A 19,600-nucleotide genomic window follows, 5' to 3' on the forward strand; every position below is an offset into this window, starting at 1 on the left:
GATGAAAAATAAATTAATATACGGACTGTTAATCCTCTTGTTTGCATTTATGTATTCGTGCAAAGAGGATCAGATTGAAGATGCAGAATACTCTCCGGAAAGAGAGTTCATGACAATGTTTCGCAACGACAATAATACAGGTAAGGGCGATTCTGACCCTTATCGTTGTCAGGTAGTTGATGTAAACGATGTACACCTTTACTGGTATGGTGTAATTGGATCTGCGGGATACGAAATAAAAATGGCCCTGCAACCAAATGTTAGTTCAGGATTGGCCTCTGATTGGGAGAATCCGGCTTTTATTCTTTTAGATACAATCGTTGGTCCCGATGTCTTGGACATAATTATAAAGGATCTTCAGTATAGCACCGATTATCGTTTTGCAATACGTACACTCTCAACTAAAGGGGAGGGCTATCACTCAAAATGGTATGGCTACGGAAGTGGCCGGCAGTGGGCTGAATATCAGGGATTGGCAACTCAGGAGCGCTACAGCATTCCAGAAGTTATAGTGGTAGATAATATCACAAAAACCTCGTTACGTGTTAACATCGACCGTTCACTTGAAGCATCAGGCGATGATGGTACTTTTACTACGCATTTTGAAATAGATGAAAACGGAAATTTTGTAATGCAGATACTTACAGTTGAGGCCTCAGCAACCAATCCTGATGCAACCGTCCCAGATGAATGGAAAAGATATATAATAACCTCTGAAGATTTTGAAACAGGTTACATTGATATTGATGGATTGCAGGAAAACAGCGTTTATGTAATAAATGTTGAGAATATAAATATTCCTGTGCACTGGGATGCAATTTACAATACGTGCGTAATTCGTATGGATGGTGAACCAGGTGAACCTATTCTTATTCCTCACTATGTTGATCCTAATGATACTATTGAAGGAGCGGTAGAATATAATGCCTGCCGTATTGATACAATTATTGATAACTACACTGCTGATGCATCGCTGGCCGAAGGAACTGTTTTCTATCTGGAAGGTGGTAAAACTTACTACTTATATAACAATACAAGCTTGTGTAAAGGTATGACACTTGCCACAAAACCAGAAGATCTGGCCGCAGGTAAACGTGCAAAAGTCTTGCTTAGTGGTATGTCTCTGGCAGCTAGTGGTATTGCTAATCAAATGAACTTTATGTTTGGTCGTCGACCTCAAGCCGGCGAATTGGGCGGAATAAACATCAAGTCACTCATATTTGAAGGAATTGACTTCGACTGCCCGTTAGCTAAGAACTATGGTGACGGATCGTCAAATGGTAACTACTTTATCAACATGTATTCAGATGGTATGGCAGTAACGTTGCAATCGTTCGAAGTTCGTAATTGCACATTCCAACGTATGGTTCGCGGATTTATACGTGTACAGGGCGTAAACCGTAAAACATTTGAACACGTTATTGTAGAAGACTGTATGGTCTACAATTGCGGTTTCTATGACAACAACGGACGTGGTTATGCCTGGGTTGCAGGTGATGGTAGCAATGCAAAATCGAACATATTCATGGATATGGTGTTCCGCAACAATACATTCTATGATTCGCCCCGTACCTGCTTCTTTACTGATGGGGGAAAAAATTTAGACTGGTCCAGTAGCATACAATACAAAATTACATTTGAAAATAACACACTTGTAAACTTCAGTACGCGTTCAAGTGGGCGTAAACTCTTCGATTTACGCTACCTGCCAAGTGGAAGTTCTATTACTGTAAAGAAAAACCTGTTTATTCAAACCAAAAAAACTGAAGATACCCGTAATATGTATTTCGAAGGAATGGATATCCGCTTTATCAATGGCGCAGCACAAGAAATTACTTTCGATATTGCGGACAACTACTCTTCAAGTAGCGACGAAACGCAACAGGTTTTCGACGGAATATTTACTTCTGCAGCATTTAGTGCCAATAAAAACAGTGCAGGTGCTTATACGCTTAACTCTCCGGGTATTATTCAGGGAGAGGAACAACTTGTAGTGAAAGTGGGCGGTACACCTGATGCTCCAACACCTATTTCTCCTACTGAGTTAATGAAGAGTCCTAATCCACCTAATGTGGCAGACGATCCGAATATGCATGAGATTGACAATCTTGATGGTTTGTATTTCAATAATACTGCAACGGTTCATAACCATGAAATATACACGCTTGGAATTGGTGATCCAAGATGGAGATAATTAATTTCTGGATAAATTAAAATACTTTTTACTAAAAAATGAACAAAAGGTCTGTCTAGCATTTTAGACAGACCTTTTATATAAAGAAGATAAATAATCTTTGAGCATTGTTTTACTCTCGTTTTATTGATCATTCGAAATGCAATATTTGTTAAGTCTCCTCCTTTATTGAATACTCCTTTAAATGCGTAATTCTCTTTAATGCAAATGCCGGACAAACCGTACCTCAAAAAATTAAAGTGCATAAATAAAGAGCCACCATAAATGAGCTCTCTTTGTTGTTATTTGAAATTAACCCCCTGATAAATTCAGTAGTAAAAATTTCTTTCAGTCCGATTAACTCCCTTCATCCTTACTTCACCTCTGTTAAACTTTTTATTAAATCAATCTCCTCCTGACTGTACGCTGAACCGTCCTTCCGGAATATATCATGAAACCATACCTCAGGTTCACTACCATCGGGAACCGGCGTGTTCCACGCATATATTGTATTTGTTTTTCCGGATACTAATCCCCAGTTAATAGCACCAATATTCTGCTCTTTTAATTCAGGCATCACATCAATAAAACTGCTTCCATTGGTACGTGCCATATATTCTGTACATATCAGCGGCCTGTCATAAGTTTTAAGCGTATCAATCGCGGCCTGATGCCTGTCCATGGATTCGTAATTATGATAGGTTATAATATCACTGTGCTCAACCTGAAACTTATTCAGATCCTTTAAACTATAGAGCCATACGCCGGCTGTTAAGGGCTGCGATGGATCTACTTCACGTCCCCATTCAAAAACTTTCTCCAGAAGATCCATAGATCGGTTGCCCCAACCACTGTTACCCGGTTCGTTATACAAGTCCCAGGCCAGTACCCTTTTATCATCCCTATATGTACCAAGAATATCTTTTACGTAGGCTTCCATCGCAATTAAAATGGATGGATCACGATGAATAATTGCACCGGGGTCCTGTACCCAACCTGAGTTATGTGTTCCAATTACAGGTACAGGTTGTTTACCTACTGAATACTCCGGGTTCCATACATCGTCGAAGATTACAAACAGGGTTTTTATGCCATGCTTATCGGCAATGCTGAGGTATTCATTCAAACGATTTTTAAAACCCTCCTGATCGGCTCCCCATGCAGCATGGTGAAGGTAAACACGCATCAGGTTCATCCCAATGGAAGCAGCCCAGCCTAATTCACGATCTATGGTTTCAGGATCAAATGTTTCGGCCTGAAACATCTCAAGTTGGTTAATCGCCGTACTGGGTTGAAAGTTACAGCCCCTCAGCCAACCCTGTTCTACATACCATTCCTTTGCCTTTTGTTTACTCCATCGCTCACCTTTTACATTCGATGCAACTGTTTTATCATTTGCGCAGCTTGCCATAAACAATCCCAATACTGCAACGATTAATACATTCTTCATGTAGTTATTATTATGGTCTGTTATTTAATGTATGGTTTATTGTTACGCCAGGATACAGGGACATAAGAAATGTACCTTGTTTTACCGCTGTCGTTATTTGCCTGGAAATCCATACTCAATGCCTTAAATATACTTTTCTACAAATCCGTATCCGTTCGTTTGTGGTTAATGATGGAATACAAATCTGATCTACGGTCTTTGAGGTTACGGACGCTGCCAAACTGATTCAGTTCGCGTAGCATATCAAGATCCACATCGGCAATTAATATCATCTCTGTATTAGGTGTTGCTTCTGCCTTTATTCCATTTGTTGGAAATGCAAAATCGCAGGGTGTAAAAACGATAGACTGTGCATATTGAATGTCCATATTATGAACCTTGGGCAGGTTTCCAACGCTACCGGCAATTGCCACATAGCACTCATTCTCAATGGCCCTGGCCTGAGCACAGTTTCGTACCCTGGAATATCCGTTTTGAGTATCTGTTAAAAACGGCACAAATAAAATATCCATCCCTTCATTAGCAAGAAGTCTGCTCAACTCAGGGAATTCTATGTCATAGCAGATTAATACACCTATTTTACCACAATCCGTATCAAATGTTTTCAGTTTCTGTCCACCCTGAAGCCCCCATACTTTGGCTTCGTCAGGTGTGACATGCAGCTTTTCGAAACGCTCAATGCCTCCGTCCCTTTTACACACGTAACCCACGTTGTACAGTTCACCACTCACCACTTCCGGCATGCTCCCGGTAATGATATTGATGTTGTACGAAATGGCCAGATCCGAAAACCGTTTTACCACATCAGAGGTATATTCGGCTAGTTTTCGTATGGCTTCCGGTTCAGAAAGGTGGTTGTAGGCAGACATAAGCGGGGCATTAAAAAACTCCGGAAACAGGGCAAAATCAGACCGGTAGCCCGATACAGCATCCACAAAATATTCTGCCTGTTGCATCACTTCGTCAAGATCTTTATAAAGACGCATCTGCCACTGTACCAAGCCCAGCCGTACAACTGTTTTGGTGTTAACCGCTTTATCCGATGATTCCTCATAATATATGTTGTTCCATTCCAGCAGAACCGCATATTCATTTGATTCATCGTCACCTTCCAGGTATCCTTTTAATATTTTTTTTGGGTGAAAATCGTTTGAAAGCTGAAAATCGAGTACAGGATCATGAATTTCCTTTTTATGAACCTTTTCTATGTACTCTTTAGGTGTAATCTCTTCGGCATATATATAATAATTAGGGATCCTTCCTCCAAACACGATACTTTTCAGATTCAATCGTTCACACAGCTCCTTACGGTAGTCGTACAAACGCCTTCCAAGGCGTAATCCTCTGAATTTGGGTCGTATAAAAATCTCGATTCCATACAATACGTCACCCTTATTTCTGTGCGTACTAAACGAATAATTGCCAATAATCTGGTTATAGGTATGTTTGTTCTCAAGTCTTTGGGAATCCACTATTATTGAGAGTGCACAGCCTGCAAGTTCATCATCAACTTTTATAGCTACCTGGCCTTCAGGGAATTTTTTTATAAGTGTTTTAATGTGTTCCTCTTCCCAGTATGCACCGGGCAAACCGGAATAGGCCTCCTCCATCGCCGTATTCAGCTCATCATAGTCATCAATAGTTAAAAAAACGATTTCAATATTTTCAATAGTATCCATAAAATGAATTTTAGATTACCTGCTTTCTCTTTAACATAAAGGACATAAAGAGGTTTGATGAAATTACAATTATTTATATAAACGCCAAGTCGATTTCCGATCCATTTCACTTACAATTATGTAGACGTGTCTTTATTTCCTACATAATTGTAGGATTTGTTGATGCTATCATTTTCATAATGAATTATCTATAAGTACATTATACTTTATGGCATATTTTTTATTGAAGCCAAAACAATAACACAGATCAGATATTACGATACAAAATACTTAAATATGAAATTAAGTGCAAGAAATAATCTGGCAGGCACCATAAAATCCATCGACGAGGGTTTGATCACTTCCAAGGTGGTAATAGATCTCGGGAATGGAAATGAGATTGTCTCCATTATCTCGAAAGATGCCATTAATGATTTGCAGCTAAAAGTTGGCGAGCCGGCATTTGCCATTGTAAAATCAACAGAAGTAATTATTGGTGTGCCTGATTAATAAAAGCGATTTAGCATCTATGATCAATACAATAGCAAATGACCGAGATAGAATTATTGGTAAATGTTAAGAAAGACGACAACCTGCTGTTGACATCTGACCGGGCACAACTGCTGAAAATTTTATCAGAAACAGGAAGTTTGCTTACGGCATCGAAGGTTTTAAACATATCCTACAACAAAACATGGCTTATGCTTGAAGAACTGAATAAAGGTCTAAGTAAACCTCTGGTTTGTAAAAGCAGGGGTGGCAAAGGCGGTGGTGGTGCTACCATTACTGATTATGGACAGTTTATTTTGAAAGAATACGAACTGATAGAAAACCAGGTTCGGATTTTTGTCAATAAGCTGAATACAGAAATTAATCTTTAAAAATTTTTTAACCAGCGTTATCTTTTTTGGGATAACGTTAAAACAAAACATATGGAACAAATTATTATCAAACCCATCGGAATTATTCATACACCGTATACCGACATTCCGGATATGCCGATTCAGCCAATCGCTGCGGAAGGAATTACGGGTTATATTGAACTTGAACCGGAATATTTAGAAGGTCTGCGTGATCTGGATGGATTTTCACATATCACACTTCTCTATCATTTTCATAAGATTGAAGATCATCAGCTAAAAGTGATCCCCTTTATGGATACACAGGAACGTGGAATTTTTTCTACCAAGGCTCCCAAACGGCCAAATGCCATCGGCATGTCAACCGTAAAATTAACAGGAATACAAGGTAATCTGATTTATATCGAACAGGTGGATATGCTGGACGGAACACCTCTTATCGATATAAAACCATTTTATCCACGATACGATAACCGTGAAAACGTAACCATTGGATGGCTGGAGAAAAACAAAGATATGCCGCTGGAAAAGCTAAGAGCTGACGAACGGTTCAGATAAGGAATCTATATCATTTTAAAACCAAATAATAATGACAGCAACAAAAATCCGAGTTTGCTTAACCTGTACTATGATTATTCTGATGACATCCCACTACAGAACTGTAGCTCAGAATAACGAATCCCAAAAAAACAATCCATTTATGCTAAACAGTAAGGAAAAATTGTTTAGACCTATCCTTGTCCTTGAAAACTGGGTGACATACAGTATGAATGAGACTTCGAATGCAGACAGGTTCGACAACCAGATACGCAGGCTTAGATTTGGTGCAACAGGGGATCCTTACCCATGGCTGAATTACCATTTTCAACTGCACTTTGACAGGCTTGGCGAAGACAGCTACGCATCCACCAAAGGTTCTTATGCCGGAGTAGATATCTGGGATGCCTATATTTCCGCCAAATTGCTTCAAACGTCCGACCTTATTTATATACATGCCGGATATTACTGGGCTGCCATTAGCCGCGAATACAACACCGCAGCCTGGGCTCAGGGATCATTTGACAGAACCCGTGCCAACTGGTTTATGCGCAATTTTATGACCGGCAAAGGCAACGGCGTCGAGAGTGGAATAGGGCTTGGTGGACTAAAAAACTTTGAAAAGTTCGGAATCAGTTACCGGATCGGAAGTTTTGAACCGGCGGCTTACGCCAGCAGCAGATATGCCAGTCGCTTAAACACTGCCCACATAATATTTTCGTTGGGTGAGCCGGAACAAACATCTTATAAATACAGGCTTCCCGGAAACCACTGGCAAAAACGAAAAGGTATCAGCCTGGGTTTAGGTGTTTCGAACCAAACCAACGGACGCCTCACCGACACCACTTATTTTAATCAATCTATGGCTTATGGTGCAGACCTGCTTATCAATTTTGCCGGATTACGTATAGACGGTGAATATTTCAAACTGAAGCGGACATCTGAAGGTCTTGATGATTACTCCGGCACAGAATGGCACATCCGCGCAGGCTATACCGTTAAATACAAACAAACATTTATTGAGCCTACGGTTACCTACGATAAATATGAGGGCGAAGGCAATAAACGCCTGTTCAAATACATCGGGAACGATGAAACCCTTGATATTGGTGTTAACTGGTACCTTAACAGAGATAAACTGAAACTGGCGCTGCATTACCTGATACAGAGCGGATCAGTGGCATCCAACACAGGCGATTATTTCGGATTCGCATTCCAGGTAAAACTTTAATAACCTTCAAAACTCAAAAATCATGAAAACACACATAAAAATCATCTTGTTTGCATTACTGGTTCTTGGTACAGGAATCACAGCCTGCAAATCAAATAAAGGTGCTGAAAAAACGGAAAAACGTATAATGGTGTTTGCCGCAGCAAGTCTCACCGATGTACTGTCGGAACTTATCGACTCGTTCGGGGTCAGTACAACATATAAGGTACAAACCAACATGGCTTCCAGCGGTACACTGGCCAGACAGATTGAACAAGGCGGCACACCGGATATCTACATCTCGGCCAGTAAACGCTGGGCGGATTACGTTGATAGCCTTGGCTTTATTATTGCACCCTATAAAATAAATATTGCCTTCAATGAGCTGGTACTTATCGCGCCCAAAGAAAGTAGCCTAACAGACTTAACTATTAACAAATCACTCAATCTGAACAAATTAATTGGTTCAGGCCGTTTGTCAATGGGTGATCCGGGACACGTACCTGCCGGAAAATACGGCAGGCAGGCCCTCGGATATTACGGCTGGGATTCACAAATCGACGATAAAGTGTTGCCTGCAAAAGATGTCCGTTCTGCGCTGATGGTAGTTGAACTTGGCGAAGCACCGCTGGGCATTGTGTATAAAACAGATGCCTTAAAATCTGACAAGGTGAAAATAATCGGGTCATTTCCCGAAGAGTCGCACAAACCCATTGTTTATGTGGCAGGAATCTGCAATGAAAGTGATGCATCCAAAGCCTTTTACAGCTATCTCACATCAGAAAAAACAGCTGCAATATGGGCAAAATACGGATTTAAAAAATAATCATGTCAATTCTTATTTTATATGAGTGGTTTTTTACAATTTAACGGTACAGAGGTTCAGGCAATATGGCTGTCGGTAAAGGTTGCTGTATATTGCTCCCTTATCTCTGTTCCAATGGCACTGACAATTGGCAATGTGATGGCCAGGCGCAACTTCTACGGCAAATCGGCTATTGAAAGCCTGATTCATTTACCGCTGGTCATGCCGCCTGTCACCACAGGATATCTTCTGCTACTTCTGTTTGGTGTAAAAGGATTTTTAGGAAAATGGCTTTTTACTGCATTTGGTATCAGGATATCCTTCACTTTCATGGCAGCCGTCATCGCCTCAGTCTTTGTATCGTTTCCACTCATCGTTCGGTCAGTCAGGACTGCCATTGAAATGGTTGATCCGGGGCTGGAAGACGCATCAAGAATTCTGGGAGCCGGAAAACTGAAAACATTTTTTAAGGTAACCGTCCCTCTGGCTATGCCGGGTATTGTATCGGGAACCATACTGGCCTTTGCCCGTTCACTCGGTGAATTCGGTGCCACCATCACCTTCGCAGGAAATATTGCAGGTGAAACCCAAACGTTACCACTGGCCATTTATGCCTATATGCAGGTTCCGGGTCAGGAAAACGCCACGTTAAGACTGGTTATGGTAAGTGTAATCATCTCATTCATTGCCATGGGATTATCGGAATGGTACGTAAAACGCATGAAACGGATATGATTGACGTCAACATAAAACTTAAACGGAATAAATTCGATGTGGTCATCAACGAGCAGTTTGGTGAAGGCATTTCGGGCATTTACGGACCAAGTGGATCTGGTAAGACTTCTTTACTGCAATGCATTTCCGGCCTTGCTGTTCCTGAAGAAGGAGAAATCTCCATTCGGGGAAATACGGTGTTCAACAGTTCGAAAAAAATTAATGTTCCGGTAGAAAAACGTAACATCGGATATGTGTTTCAGGAAGGCCGCCTTTTCCCGCACATGACCGTAGAAAGGAATCTTCTGTACGGATTGAAACGCCACACCAAAACATCACCCGGATTTGACGATGTAGTTGATATGCTGAATCTGAAACATTTATTAAAAAGCAAACCGTCCGACATATCCGGAGGAGAACGTCAGCGCACCGCACTTGGCCGATCACTCCTCTCCTCACCTGACATCTTATTACTTGACGAACCGTTTTCAGCAGTAGATACCAGACTGCGTAACCAGATCCTTCCCTTTCTGTTGCGGATTCACCAAAAGATCAGAATTCCGGTTCTGATTGTAAGCCACGATCTGCCCGACCTGCTGAAACTGACAAACGATCTGTGCCTGATCCGCGATGGCAGATGCATTGGTCATGATGATTACCATAAACTACTGGAACAAAAGGAAACACACCATATTTTTAGTTCAGGTTCGGTGATGAATGCCATCACCATGAATGTAAATCAGGTGAAACGCGATGAGGGACTTACGATCCTTTCCTCGCCAAACCGCAAAGCAAATATCCGGATCCTGTGCGAACGCAGTAACGGACATTATGCACCAAAGCAGGAACTGAAGATCTTTATCAATTCCGAAGACATTGCGCTATCGAAACATTTTCTGAAGGATGTGACCATTCAGAACCAGATCAGGGGTACCATTACAAACATCATCGAAAGAGACAGCTCCACACTCTGCATAGTTGATGCAGCTTTCCCACTGGTTGTTGAAATAACGGCAGAATCTTTAAAACGTATGAAAATTGAAGTCGGCTGCCAGGTGTGGTGTTTGTTTAAATCGGTGGCGATAGATGTAGCTATTTAATTAGGAATCATTGTTATCCGGCTAAAAAATCAATAATATTTAAAGATTCTTCGCTTCATTTTACTACGCCCAGAATGACAGTCTTTTATGTTCATATGGGACTGAAGGATGGGTTGGTTTGCTACAGATTCGCAAACCAACCCATCCTCAAGCCAAACAGTCATCAAATGCCTGTCATTCCGAACGAAGTGAGGAATCTCTTAAGCGTTAACCGGACAACAAAAATTACGAATTACGAGTTTGGAATTACGAATTAACGTCTAACTTCCTGATGTAATATTCGGAATTATGTTTATTCATTAAATAGAATATTTTGTCCCTACAGGACAAGGTATCAAACGTAAATCTACCTGCTACCAATATATGGTCCTTCCGGAACAGTCTCAGAGTGACTTAATAAATAAAAGTTTGTAGCAATAATAAGTTGTGCTCATTATAATAATTTGACAATTACACCAAATCCCTTAAAATTAAAACCTGAAACTATTAAACAGTTATCACAATACACTTATACATTATTCGTTATCTAACGAATCAGTCACTGCTTGAAATAATTTCATCAATGTACGCTGATATATGAAACCTTTTATCGAATTATTTTTCCCATTTCCGGGTTCATTACGTTTTCATTTTAGTTATTTTTATGCTTTCATTCAAAAAATTTGCTATGTTTCAAAAATTAAGCCTGTTAATCACATTATCATTGCTTTTACTCAGTTGTGCGCCAAAAGAGATTATTGAGCTCCCTATTACAGAGCACAACGGAACCGGACCATTCCATATAGGTCTTGGCGGTATTTCACCCGATCCTGTGAATGACAACGGAAACTGGAAAAACTGCCGGCTACAGATTAAAGGAATACCGGAGACCTGGACTGATGCACGTAAAGGTTCTATCCAGACCAACATTTACCAGATGGTTTATCAAAACTATATTGCCGGTAATATTACACCGGATTTTTACCAGCATCTTCAGGATTCATGGAACTGGGATCCGGATACTTTAAATCTTTCCAAAACACCACTGAAATGTCAGATAGCCTTTGCAACCGGAAAAGATTCAACAGGTGAAACCATGATTATCGTTGACGCCAACAATAACCTGGACTTCAGTGATGATATGGCGTTCAGACCAACAAGGCTGGACCCGCAAATCAGAACTATTGAGGATAGTCTAATTATGAAACAAGTGGTAATGGTCAGTTTTGAGCAGCTGCAGAATAATAAAATCGTCACATCAAAAGCTCCGCTTTCTGTCGTCGATTTTCAGAATATGAATATGCTGATGTCTTGTTTTCCATTGTATGCAACAGCGCAGTTTCAGGACAAGGAAATTGCAGTCAGCACAGAGAATCTCAATGATCCTTCTTTTAAGGAATCTGTAATGGTTCTATTGGATGATAGCCTGAAAGCAGGCAAAAAAGCGGACTTTGATAAACTGGTTTACCAAAATGAATATGTAAATATTAACGATAAGATATACGAGTTTCATGGGATAGACCGAAACAGGAATGTTTTAAAGCTGAAAAAGATTGCGACTCCACCTGATGAATTGTATTCCACACAAATCGGTTTTAACGCCTTCCCATTTCGTGGCAGAAATCTTTTGTCCAAAGATTCATTATCGCTTGAAAGCCTGAAAGGTAAATATGTATACCTCGATTTCTGGTCGGTATACTGTGGACCATGCATCCGTGATCTGCCACATTTAAAAGCACTGCATGACAGCATCGACACAAACAAAATTGAATATGTTGGCATTGTGTGCAGCAGTCCGGAAGATGATATTATGAAAGTACGCGAAAAATATCATATCAACTGGCCTCTTATCATATCACATCCTGAAAATAACATTGAAAAGCTCTACGGAATCAGTGGTTATCCCAGTACTTTTTTAATTGATCCGGAGGGAAAGATTATTGCCAGGGATTTAAGGAGTCAGCAGTTGAAAGACAAAGTTAAGCAGCTTTCTCTTCACTTGTAATCATCTTACAAATAATAAGCAACATGACATATCTAGGCCTGCTCATATTTTCCGGATCAAAACACAAAGGAACGGCAGTTAAAACTGCAAGGTATTTCTTCAGCATGCTGACCTTTTTTCTGATTCTCTCATCAAATGCCGTATTTGCAGAACAACGACCGGTTTTTAACTATCAGATATCGATCGATAATCCCGGATCACACCGATATCATGTAACACTTGAAACATCGGGCTGGCAAACTGACACCCTGGAGTTGAAACTACCGGTCTGGATGCCTGGATATTACCAGGTGATGGATTACGCGAGGTCAGTTACAGATATGACCGCAAAAACAGCGAATGGTCAGGAACTAAAAATAATTGGAAGCGGTAAGAGTTCATGGACTTTAACCGGTGTGAAAAACAAACGTTTCAGTTTGGATTACAACATTGAAACTTATCGCAGATTCGTAGCTAACAGTTATGTTGACGAAGAACACGCTTACATTGTTCCGTCAAATACGTTTCTGTATGCTGAAAACAATCTGAGCTCACCGGTTACTGTAACATTTATGTCAGCTTACAGGGACATTGCAACAGGACTAAAAAAGATTGCAGAAGATCCAATCACATTTACAGCTTCTGATTTTGATATACTTTATGATTGTCCAATACTGGCCGGGAATCTTGATTCGTTTCCATCATTCAAAGTTAACGGTATTGAACACCGGTTCACAGCCTATAAACCAGGAACATTTAATGCAAAACTTTTAATGCAAAAGTTACAAAAAGCGATCACATATGCCACTACACTTATGGGAGACATACCCTATGAAAGCTACATCTTTATTGGAATTGGATCTGGAAGAGGAGGAATAGAACATCTCAACAATACTATTGTAAGTTTTAACGGGGATGATCTGGTTTCTGAAAAAGCCCTTAATAAAACATTGAATTTTTTAGTGCATGAATATTTTCATAACTACAATGTAAAACGCATCAGACCATATGAGCTGGGCCCCTTCGATTACGGCAAAGCAAACAGAACCAACCAACTGTGGATAAGTGAAGGACTTACCGTATACTATGAATACCTGATTCTTAAACGGGCAGGTCTGATTGATACCGGCACACTGTTTTCCAATCTTGAGAATGACATTAATGCCACCGAAAATGATCCGGGAAGACATTTCCAGTCCTTAGCTCAGGCCAGTTATTACACATGGGAAGACGGGCCGTTTGGAACACCTGAAGGGACAGAAGACAAGTCAATAAGTTATTATCAGAAAGGTCCGGTAATGGGACTTCTGCTCGACTTTACCATTCGCCATGCCACACAGAATAAAAAATCACTTGATGATGTCATGCGTTACCTGTACCGTGAATTTTACCAGGATAAGCAGCGCGGTTTCACCGAGGCAGAATTTCAGCAGGTATGTGAAGAAATTGCCGGACAATCCTTACGTACCTTTTTTGAATATATCTGCACGACTAAGGAACCTGATTATGCCACTTCCCTGGGATATGCCGGTCTGCAGCTTAAAAAGGAGAAGGATCAAAACAATGTGCATTACAGAATTATACGGATGGATCAACCAGACAAACTACAGAATGAGGTTTTCAATTCCTGGATCAGTGGACTTTAAATAGCAGATTAAGTCGAACCATATTCGCCTGGTTTTCTGCTTATTCGTTATCACATTTCAAATATTGACTTATGGTTTTAACCCAAAAACACAGAACCAGGTCAATCTTGGCAGACTCACCTGGTTCAAAATTTAAATTGATGTATTTGATGTGTATTTTATCAGTCTATCTGTTTTTAAGAGCAAGCAGATCCATACCAACCGTAAACCTGATATTTGAAACGGACAAATCGTTTGTATAATCACCATTAAATTCCATTTTACCGGGATTGATATCGAGGCCAAAAACAAAGGATGACAACCTTACTTTTGCCCCAAGGCCATATACAAATCCAAAAGCTTCCCCAAGGTCAATACTTGAACTATAATCATAGGAATAAGATAAATAAGGTGCACTTACCCATGCCAAACCGCCCTTCAGGTAGGCATCAACATTAATTTTTTCATTTATAGGAAATGTCATGGAAGGTCCTATCTCATATTCTATTCTTACATTATCGAACAATCCTCCAACCTCATATCCATAGTCTTCGTATTCCTTTTGCATTCCATAGGCCTGTACACCAAACTGGCCATAAAAACCCACACTAGCAGAAGATATTGAAAAAAGAGTGCTGTTGTGAGACATGCCGAAATAAATTCCGCCGGCAACTCCCAGTGCATTTTCCCATGAATCATCCATATCAAAATTAGCCGCAGCACCTGTTGGTGATGAAAAGCCTAAATCCATGGTAACAAATGAACCGGCTGTTGATCTGACAGATGAACCACTACTTGTATACTGTCCGTAAGAAAGTTCAAATACGGTAAAAAATAAGCTGATCAGTGTTAATATTTTAAGTTTCATCGCTGTTTCTCGTTTATTTGTTATAATTCATTTTCCATACATTAAACTGGCCGTTCTTACCTCCTCTCTGGGAAATAAAAAAGATGCTCTTCCCATCAGGAGACCATTGTGGAGAAACATCATGACCAGGGTGAAAAGTCAGTTGTCTAAGATTGGTGCCATCAATGTTAGCAACGTATATATCAAGATTCATAGGTTTATTTGACTGTTTAGCCGTTGATCCCACACACACTATTGTTTTACCATCAGAGGAAAGCTGAGGCGTAGAAAATCCCATTTCAGGATCACTTAAGATTAATGTTTCTGTTCCGTTTTCTATATTTACCATCCAGATTTCTCCCCTGTATTTACCATCCTTGCTATTTCTGGTAATTACCAGGTTCTTCCCATCCCGGGTTACCTGCGGAGTGAATCCTTCACAATATTGTGTCATTAACGATGATTTCAGGTCGATTGACCAAATATAGTACTGTGATCCCTGTTCACGGGAAAAGTAAACCTTTTTTCCATCCGGTGAATATACACCTCCCAGTTCCTGTTGAGAGGTTGAAACAAGCTGTTGAACCGCAGACCCTCCTACTGTATTAATCCTGTGAATATTCATTATTGTTGAAACAACCGTTGAATTTGTACTGGGCAGATAAAGATTTTTTTCATTTGTTCCGGTAAAAACAATATTACTATCATTTGGAGAAAAGGACATGTCATAAATATTTTTGTTAAATGTTCGCTGTACAACAGACCTGCCTCCTTCTACACTCCGGATGTATAAATTCATAAAATCATTGTTTTTAGCTATATACGCTAATTTTGCGCCATCGTTTGATACTGCGATGCATGACGGTGCATACCAGAATAAATAGCCATACTTCATAATATGAGGACCAACTACATGATCTTCATCCTCGGTGTATTTTACAAACTGAGTGCTTCCTTCCTCAGGAACAGACTGAACAGAATATTGAATGGTACTACAACTCCCAAACAACATTACCAATAGGGTTAAATAGAGAAATCGTTTCATTTATTTTATGTTTAATTATTAAGCCTGTACTTAAATACTTTGCATCATTACCTGAAGAGAATTACTACAGATTAAAAGAATTATCACATATAACAGGGATATTCCTGTCTGCGTTGATCCACACAACAAAGATTTTGATTATATCATCCAAATGCAATCGGGTATATTACAGGAGAGTATTATCCTGCAGAATTCAGGAATAAAGTGTGCATTTTATGTAATAAACGGTAATTATAGTATTACAGAGAATCAAAACGCTCCCTTATATGTGTCATACAATTTCGGGAAACACACAAATGGTAGGTATCAAAAGGCGGCAGTAATACACATTGCCGGGTTTTTATTTCAATGGTATTCAGATAATTTAAATTGACTATTGCAGACTGATTGACACGCAAAAAATGCTTTTCCCCGAATAACTGCATGATAGTTGCAGCATTCATGCCTGATCTGAGACGCATTATTTCTTCGTTAAATAGTCTTACGTACCAATAACTTTTTGTCCATCCTTTTTCTCTTTGATACTTTACCAAAACAATTTCGTTCCTTTTCAGAAATTTTATACCTGTGGAAGTGGGAAGCGTAATAATATCGTCGTTTATTGTCTCAGCGAGATGGCGTACTGCATTTCGTTCATCATTTTTATTCTTCTGCTTGAACCGGTTTACTGCTGCACTTAATTCATCTTTACTCACCGGTTTTAGCAAATAATCTATGGCAGACTCCCGTAACGCCTGAATTGTATATTTTTCATAGGCTGTACAAAAAACAATACTCACAGGTTTTTCTATTCCGGGTTGTATATCCATTAATAATTCAAAACCTGTTTTATTCGGCATCTCAATATCCAAAAACAGTAAATCCGGCTGATTATCCAATATTACTTTTTTGGCAGCAGGATATGTTGTTGCCGTATCCACTATCCGTATTTCATTAAAATCACTCAGCATCTGAGTTAAAGTCTTTATTGCAAGTGGATCATCATCAATGATTATCGTATTTATTTTAGATAGAGAGGGTTTCATTTCATTATTAAATTACATCGTAATTAAAATTGTCCGGAATACAGAATTCCACCAAAGTTCCCTTATTCTCATTCCTTTCAGGGAAAGCATCTTCAAACCGGTATGTTATTTTATTTATATTTTTAGTATTCAGAAGATAAATAGTTTGTATAAGAAGTTTAAGTCCCGTACCAGTTCCAGACGTGGCTGATGAGGAATTTTTTCGCCCTATTCCATTATCTTTAACGACCAGCACAGTTTTGTTCTCCACCCTGTCACACTTCAACCACAATCTTTTCTCACCTTCCATTGATGATAATCCATGCTTTATCGCATTTTCTATCGGAATCTGTAATAACATACCGGGTATCTGAATGACATCAGCATTTTTTGTATTCAGCTCCTCAATATACTTAAAGGCTGACAATTGGCTTATTTTATGAAGCCTGAGATAAGTATTTACAATATTCAATTCTGTAGCTAATGATACACTTGACAGTTCAGCATTTTGTAGGCTCGTTTTAAGTACCATAGCCAAATCATCGAAAACTTTTTGCGAATCAGGAAACTGTCTTAGTGGTAATGACGCACTGTTGAGAACATTAAAAATAAAATGCGGGCTAAACCTGTTTTGAATATTCTGCATCTTGATTTTTAAAGTTTGGTTCTTTTGTTCTTCATAAATCAAATCATTCTTTCTCCGTTTATTTCGCAAAAACAGGAGCACAATTAGCGCAGCCAGTATAAATAATACGATTAGAGAAATCAACGCAGTTCTGTGACGCCTCACTTTTTCATCTTTCAATTCCAATATATGACTATTCAATTTATTTTCTGCTTCCAGAATGTCAATCTGATTTTGCTTTTTTTCTGCCTGCCATCTTGCTTCTGCATTCATTATGGCTGCCATCTTTTCCTTATTAATTATTGAATCCTGCAACTCAGCATGAAGACGTTCGTTTTTAAAAGCTTCTCTGTAATTGCCCCGGCTGTAATAGAGATCGCCCAGTAACTTAGCGATAAGCGCCTTGGTAGGCATCGCATTTACTTCGTCAGCCAATTGCATTGCGTTTAAACTATACTTCTCTGCATCCAAAATATTGCCTATCTCATTTTCTATTTGAGCGAGATTATAATAAACAACTGCCATTCCTTCCTTATCTCCTGTATTTTCCTTCAGCTTTACAGCATCTACCAACCTACGCTTTGAATCCTCTGTCATTCCCATATCTCTGTAAAGCATAGCTTCATTTACATATACATCGGACAAGGAAATTTGCTCCCCAATTTTTTTAAATATATCTGCAGCATCCTCATACATCCTTAGCGCTTCCTTTCTTTTTCCCGTATAATTATATACCGAAGCAATGGATTCATAATCAGATGCTATTGCAGATTTTACATCAAGATCATTATTAATATTAAGGGATTTATTAAAATAATCCAGTGCTTTATCGTAGCTTTCAAACTGTAAATGTAAATTACCAATACCCTTATAGGTTGCAGCAATGGATTGTTTATTATTAAGCTTTTCTTTTATCTTAATTGCTTCAAGATAAAATTTTAATGCTTTCTCATAATCTCCTAATCTGCTGTATACCTCTCCAATATTATGCAGGTCTTTGGCTTCACTCATTTGATCACCAATTTTTTGTGCAAGATCAAGGGACTGGTAATAAATATCAAGTGCTTCGCTATAATTGCTTTGGGTAAAATATATATTCCCAAGGTTCTTATAACACAAAATAATACCGTCGGTACCTTTTATCTGCCTGTAAAGATCTAATGCCAGCCTGTAATAATATGCCGAAGAATCCAATTGCCCCAGATAAAAACAGATCAGTCCAACATTCATCAGACTTCCGGAATATAATTCTTTATCATTCAATCTTTTGCCTATACTTACGGGCTTTTTAAACAAGGTTGTAGCATCTTCAAAATTCCCCTTGAAGTATTGTATAATAGCCATATTTGAATAAATCCTGGCTTCAAGTAGTTCATCTGCTGATTTTTGAGCGATTTCCAAAGCTTTATTATAGTGTTGGAGTGCATCATCATAATCACCATTGTTGTAATGAATCAGCCCTCTTATATTTTCTGTATAAGCTTTGAGGCTCTCTAAATGATACTTATCCGAAAGAGAATCTACCTTATTGTTCTCTGTTACTGCATCATCAAATTTACCCTGGTTTAAGTACAAAGAAGCTATCTTATTATGGATAAGTGCTTCCTTCTGTTTATATAGGGGCTCATTATTTACAATGGAATAAAAGGTACAGGCTTTATTATAATAGAAAATAGCAGTATCCGGATTGTCTCCTTTATTTGCATCACCTAACCCGGTATAGAGTGATGCTATCTTAACATTATCGCTACATTCCTGTATAACAGCGATTAATGAATCCGTATTTGTGCTGGCACGAAGAGTAAACCTCGCCCCTAACGATATTTCCAGAGCAATACACACAACGAATCGTAACAGAGATACGTTATGAAAACAGAACGATTTCACAATTTCAAGTCAGATAAAATGGGGTTTTAAAATAATTTTCTTTCTACATGATAAAGATAGCTATCAATTTGATATAATACTTACATTAGTCATGATT

The 19,600-nt window shown here is 39.1% G+C and carries 16 protein-coding genes; 10 read left to right on the forward strand and 6 right to left on the reverse strand.

The window, feature by feature from the left end:
* The first annotated feature begins 1 nt into the window (after position 1).
* Complete coding sequence (locus tag ACE01N_RS11505; protein ID WP_380588753.1) at positions 2–2,194, forward strand: hypothetical protein; 2,193 nt, start codon at positions 2–4, stop codon at positions 2,192–2,194.
* 352 nt (positions 2,195–2,546) lie between these two features.
* Here the strand turns inward: ACE01N_RS11505 and ACE01N_RS11510 are convergent, their stop codons facing one another.
* Together ACE01N_RS11510 and ACE01N_RS11515 are read right to left on the reverse strand one after the other, a co-directional pair.
* Entirely contained in the window at positions 2,547–3,623 is a 1,077-nt protein-coding gene (locus ACE01N_RS11510) for a cellulase family glycosylhydrolase (RefSeq protein WP_380588756.1), read from the reverse strand.
* Between the two features lie 137 nt (positions 3,624–3,760).
* Positions 3,761–5,302 carry a GNAT family N-acetyltransferase gene (locus ACE01N_RS11515; protein ID WP_380588759.1) on the reverse strand — a complete coding sequence of 514 codons (1,542 nt, stop codon included), beginning with the start codon at positions 5,300–5,302 and terminating at the stop codon, positions 3,761–3,763.
* A 276-nt stretch (positions 5,303–5,578) separates the two neighbouring features.
* Between ACE01N_RS11515 and ACE01N_RS11520 the strand changes: the two genes are divergently transcribed.
* The 9 genes from ACE01N_RS11520 (at position 5,579) to ACE01N_RS11560 (ending at position 14,116) form a co-directional block, all read left to right on the forward strand.
* Entirely contained in the window at positions 5,579–5,791 is a 213-nt protein-coding gene (locus ACE01N_RS11520) for a TOBE domain-containing protein (protein ID WP_380588762.1), read from the forward strand.
* Positions 5,792–5,829: 38 nt separating this feature from the next.
* Complete coding sequence (locus ACE01N_RS11525; RefSeq protein ID WP_380588765.1) at positions 5,830–6,162, forward strand: winged helix-turn-helix domain-containing protein; 333 nt, start codon at positions 5,830–5,832, stop codon at positions 6,160–6,162.
* Positions 6,163–6,213: 51 nt separating this feature from the next.
* Positions 6,214–6,699 (forward strand): tRNA (N6-threonylcarbamoyladenosine(37)-N6)-methyltransferase TrmO, encoded by a 486-nt coding sequence (gene tsaA, locus ACE01N_RS11530; RefSeq protein ID WP_380588768.1) that lies wholly within the window; start codon positions 6,214–6,216, stop codon positions 6,697–6,699.
* A 142-nt stretch (positions 6,700–6,841) separates the two neighbouring features.
* On the forward strand, positions 6,842–7,909 hold the full coding sequence (locus ACE01N_RS11535; RefSeq protein WP_380588770.1) for a porin: 1,068 nt from the start codon (positions 6,842–6,844) through the stop codon (positions 7,907–7,909).
* A 22-nt stretch (positions 7,910–7,931) separates the two neighbouring features.
* A complete protein-coding gene (gene modA, locus ACE01N_RS11540) occupies positions 7,932–8,714 on the forward strand; it encodes a molybdate ABC transporter substrate-binding protein (RefSeq protein WP_380588773.1) in 783 nt (260 codons plus the stop codon).
* A gap of 21 nt (positions 8,715–8,735) precedes the next feature.
* Positions 8,736–9,428, forward strand: a complete 693-nt coding sequence (gene modB / locus ACE01N_RS11545) for a molybdate ABC transporter permease subunit (protein ID WP_380588776.1) — start codon at positions 8,736–8,738, stop codon at positions 9,426–9,428.
* Positions 9,425–10,507: a molybdenum ABC transporter ATP-binding protein gene (gene modC / locus ACE01N_RS11550; RefSeq protein ID WP_380588779.1), complete on the forward strand. Its 1,083-nt coding sequence runs from the start codon at positions 9,425–9,427 to the stop codon at positions 10,505–10,507. The genes modB and modC overlap by 4 nt, the downstream gene beginning before the upstream one ends.
* 667 nt (positions 10,508–11,174) lie before the next feature.
* Positions 11,175–12,491: a TlpA family protein disulfide reductase gene (locus ACE01N_RS11555; protein ID WP_380588782.1), complete on the forward strand. Its 1,317-nt coding sequence runs from the start codon at positions 11,175–11,177 to the stop codon at positions 12,489–12,491.
* A gap of 23 nt (positions 12,492–12,514) precedes the next feature.
* Positions 12,515–14,116, forward strand: coding sequence for a M61 family metallopeptidase (locus ACE01N_RS11560; protein WP_380588784.1), 1,602 nt, complete (start codon positions 12,515–12,517; stop codon positions 14,114–14,116).
* A 166-nt stretch (positions 14,117–14,282) separates the two neighbouring features.
* Here ACE01N_RS11560 and ACE01N_RS11565 read toward each other — a convergent pair whose 3' ends face one another.
* The 4 genes from ACE01N_RS11565 to ACE01N_RS11580 all read right to left on the reverse strand — a co-directional run bounded on the left by ACE01N_RS11565 (position 14,283) and on the right by ACE01N_RS11580 (position 19,503).
* The gene (locus tag ACE01N_RS11565) at positions 14,283–14,963 is read right to left on the reverse strand and encodes a hypothetical protein (protein ID WP_380588787.1); all 681 of its coding nucleotides are present in this window, start codon (positions 14,961–14,963) and stop codon (positions 14,283–14,285) included.
* A gap of 13 nt (positions 14,964–14,976) precedes the next feature.
* A complete protein-coding gene (locus ACE01N_RS11570) occupies positions 14,977–15,987 on the reverse strand; it encodes a TolB family protein (protein WP_380588789.1) in 1,011 nt (336 codons plus the stop codon).
* Positions 15,988–16,226: 239 nt separating this feature from the next.
* Positions 16,227–17,012: a LytR/AlgR family response regulator transcription factor gene (locus tag ACE01N_RS11575; protein ID WP_380588792.1), complete on the reverse strand. Its 786-nt coding sequence runs from the start codon at positions 17,010–17,012 to the stop codon at positions 16,227–16,229.
* Between the two features lie 7 nt (positions 17,013–17,019).
* Positions 17,020–19,503, reverse strand: a complete 2,484-nt coding sequence (locus ACE01N_RS11580; protein WP_380588795.1) for a tetratricopeptide repeat protein — start codon at positions 19,501–19,503, stop codon at positions 17,020–17,022.
* Positions 19,504–19,600 lie beyond the last annotated feature (97 nt).

This window comes from Quyinboa ferrireducens, from assembly GCF_042436675.1.
Taxonomy (GTDB): domain Bacteria; phylum Bacteroidota; class Bacteroidia; order Bacteroidales; family UBA5342; genus JBHJHP01.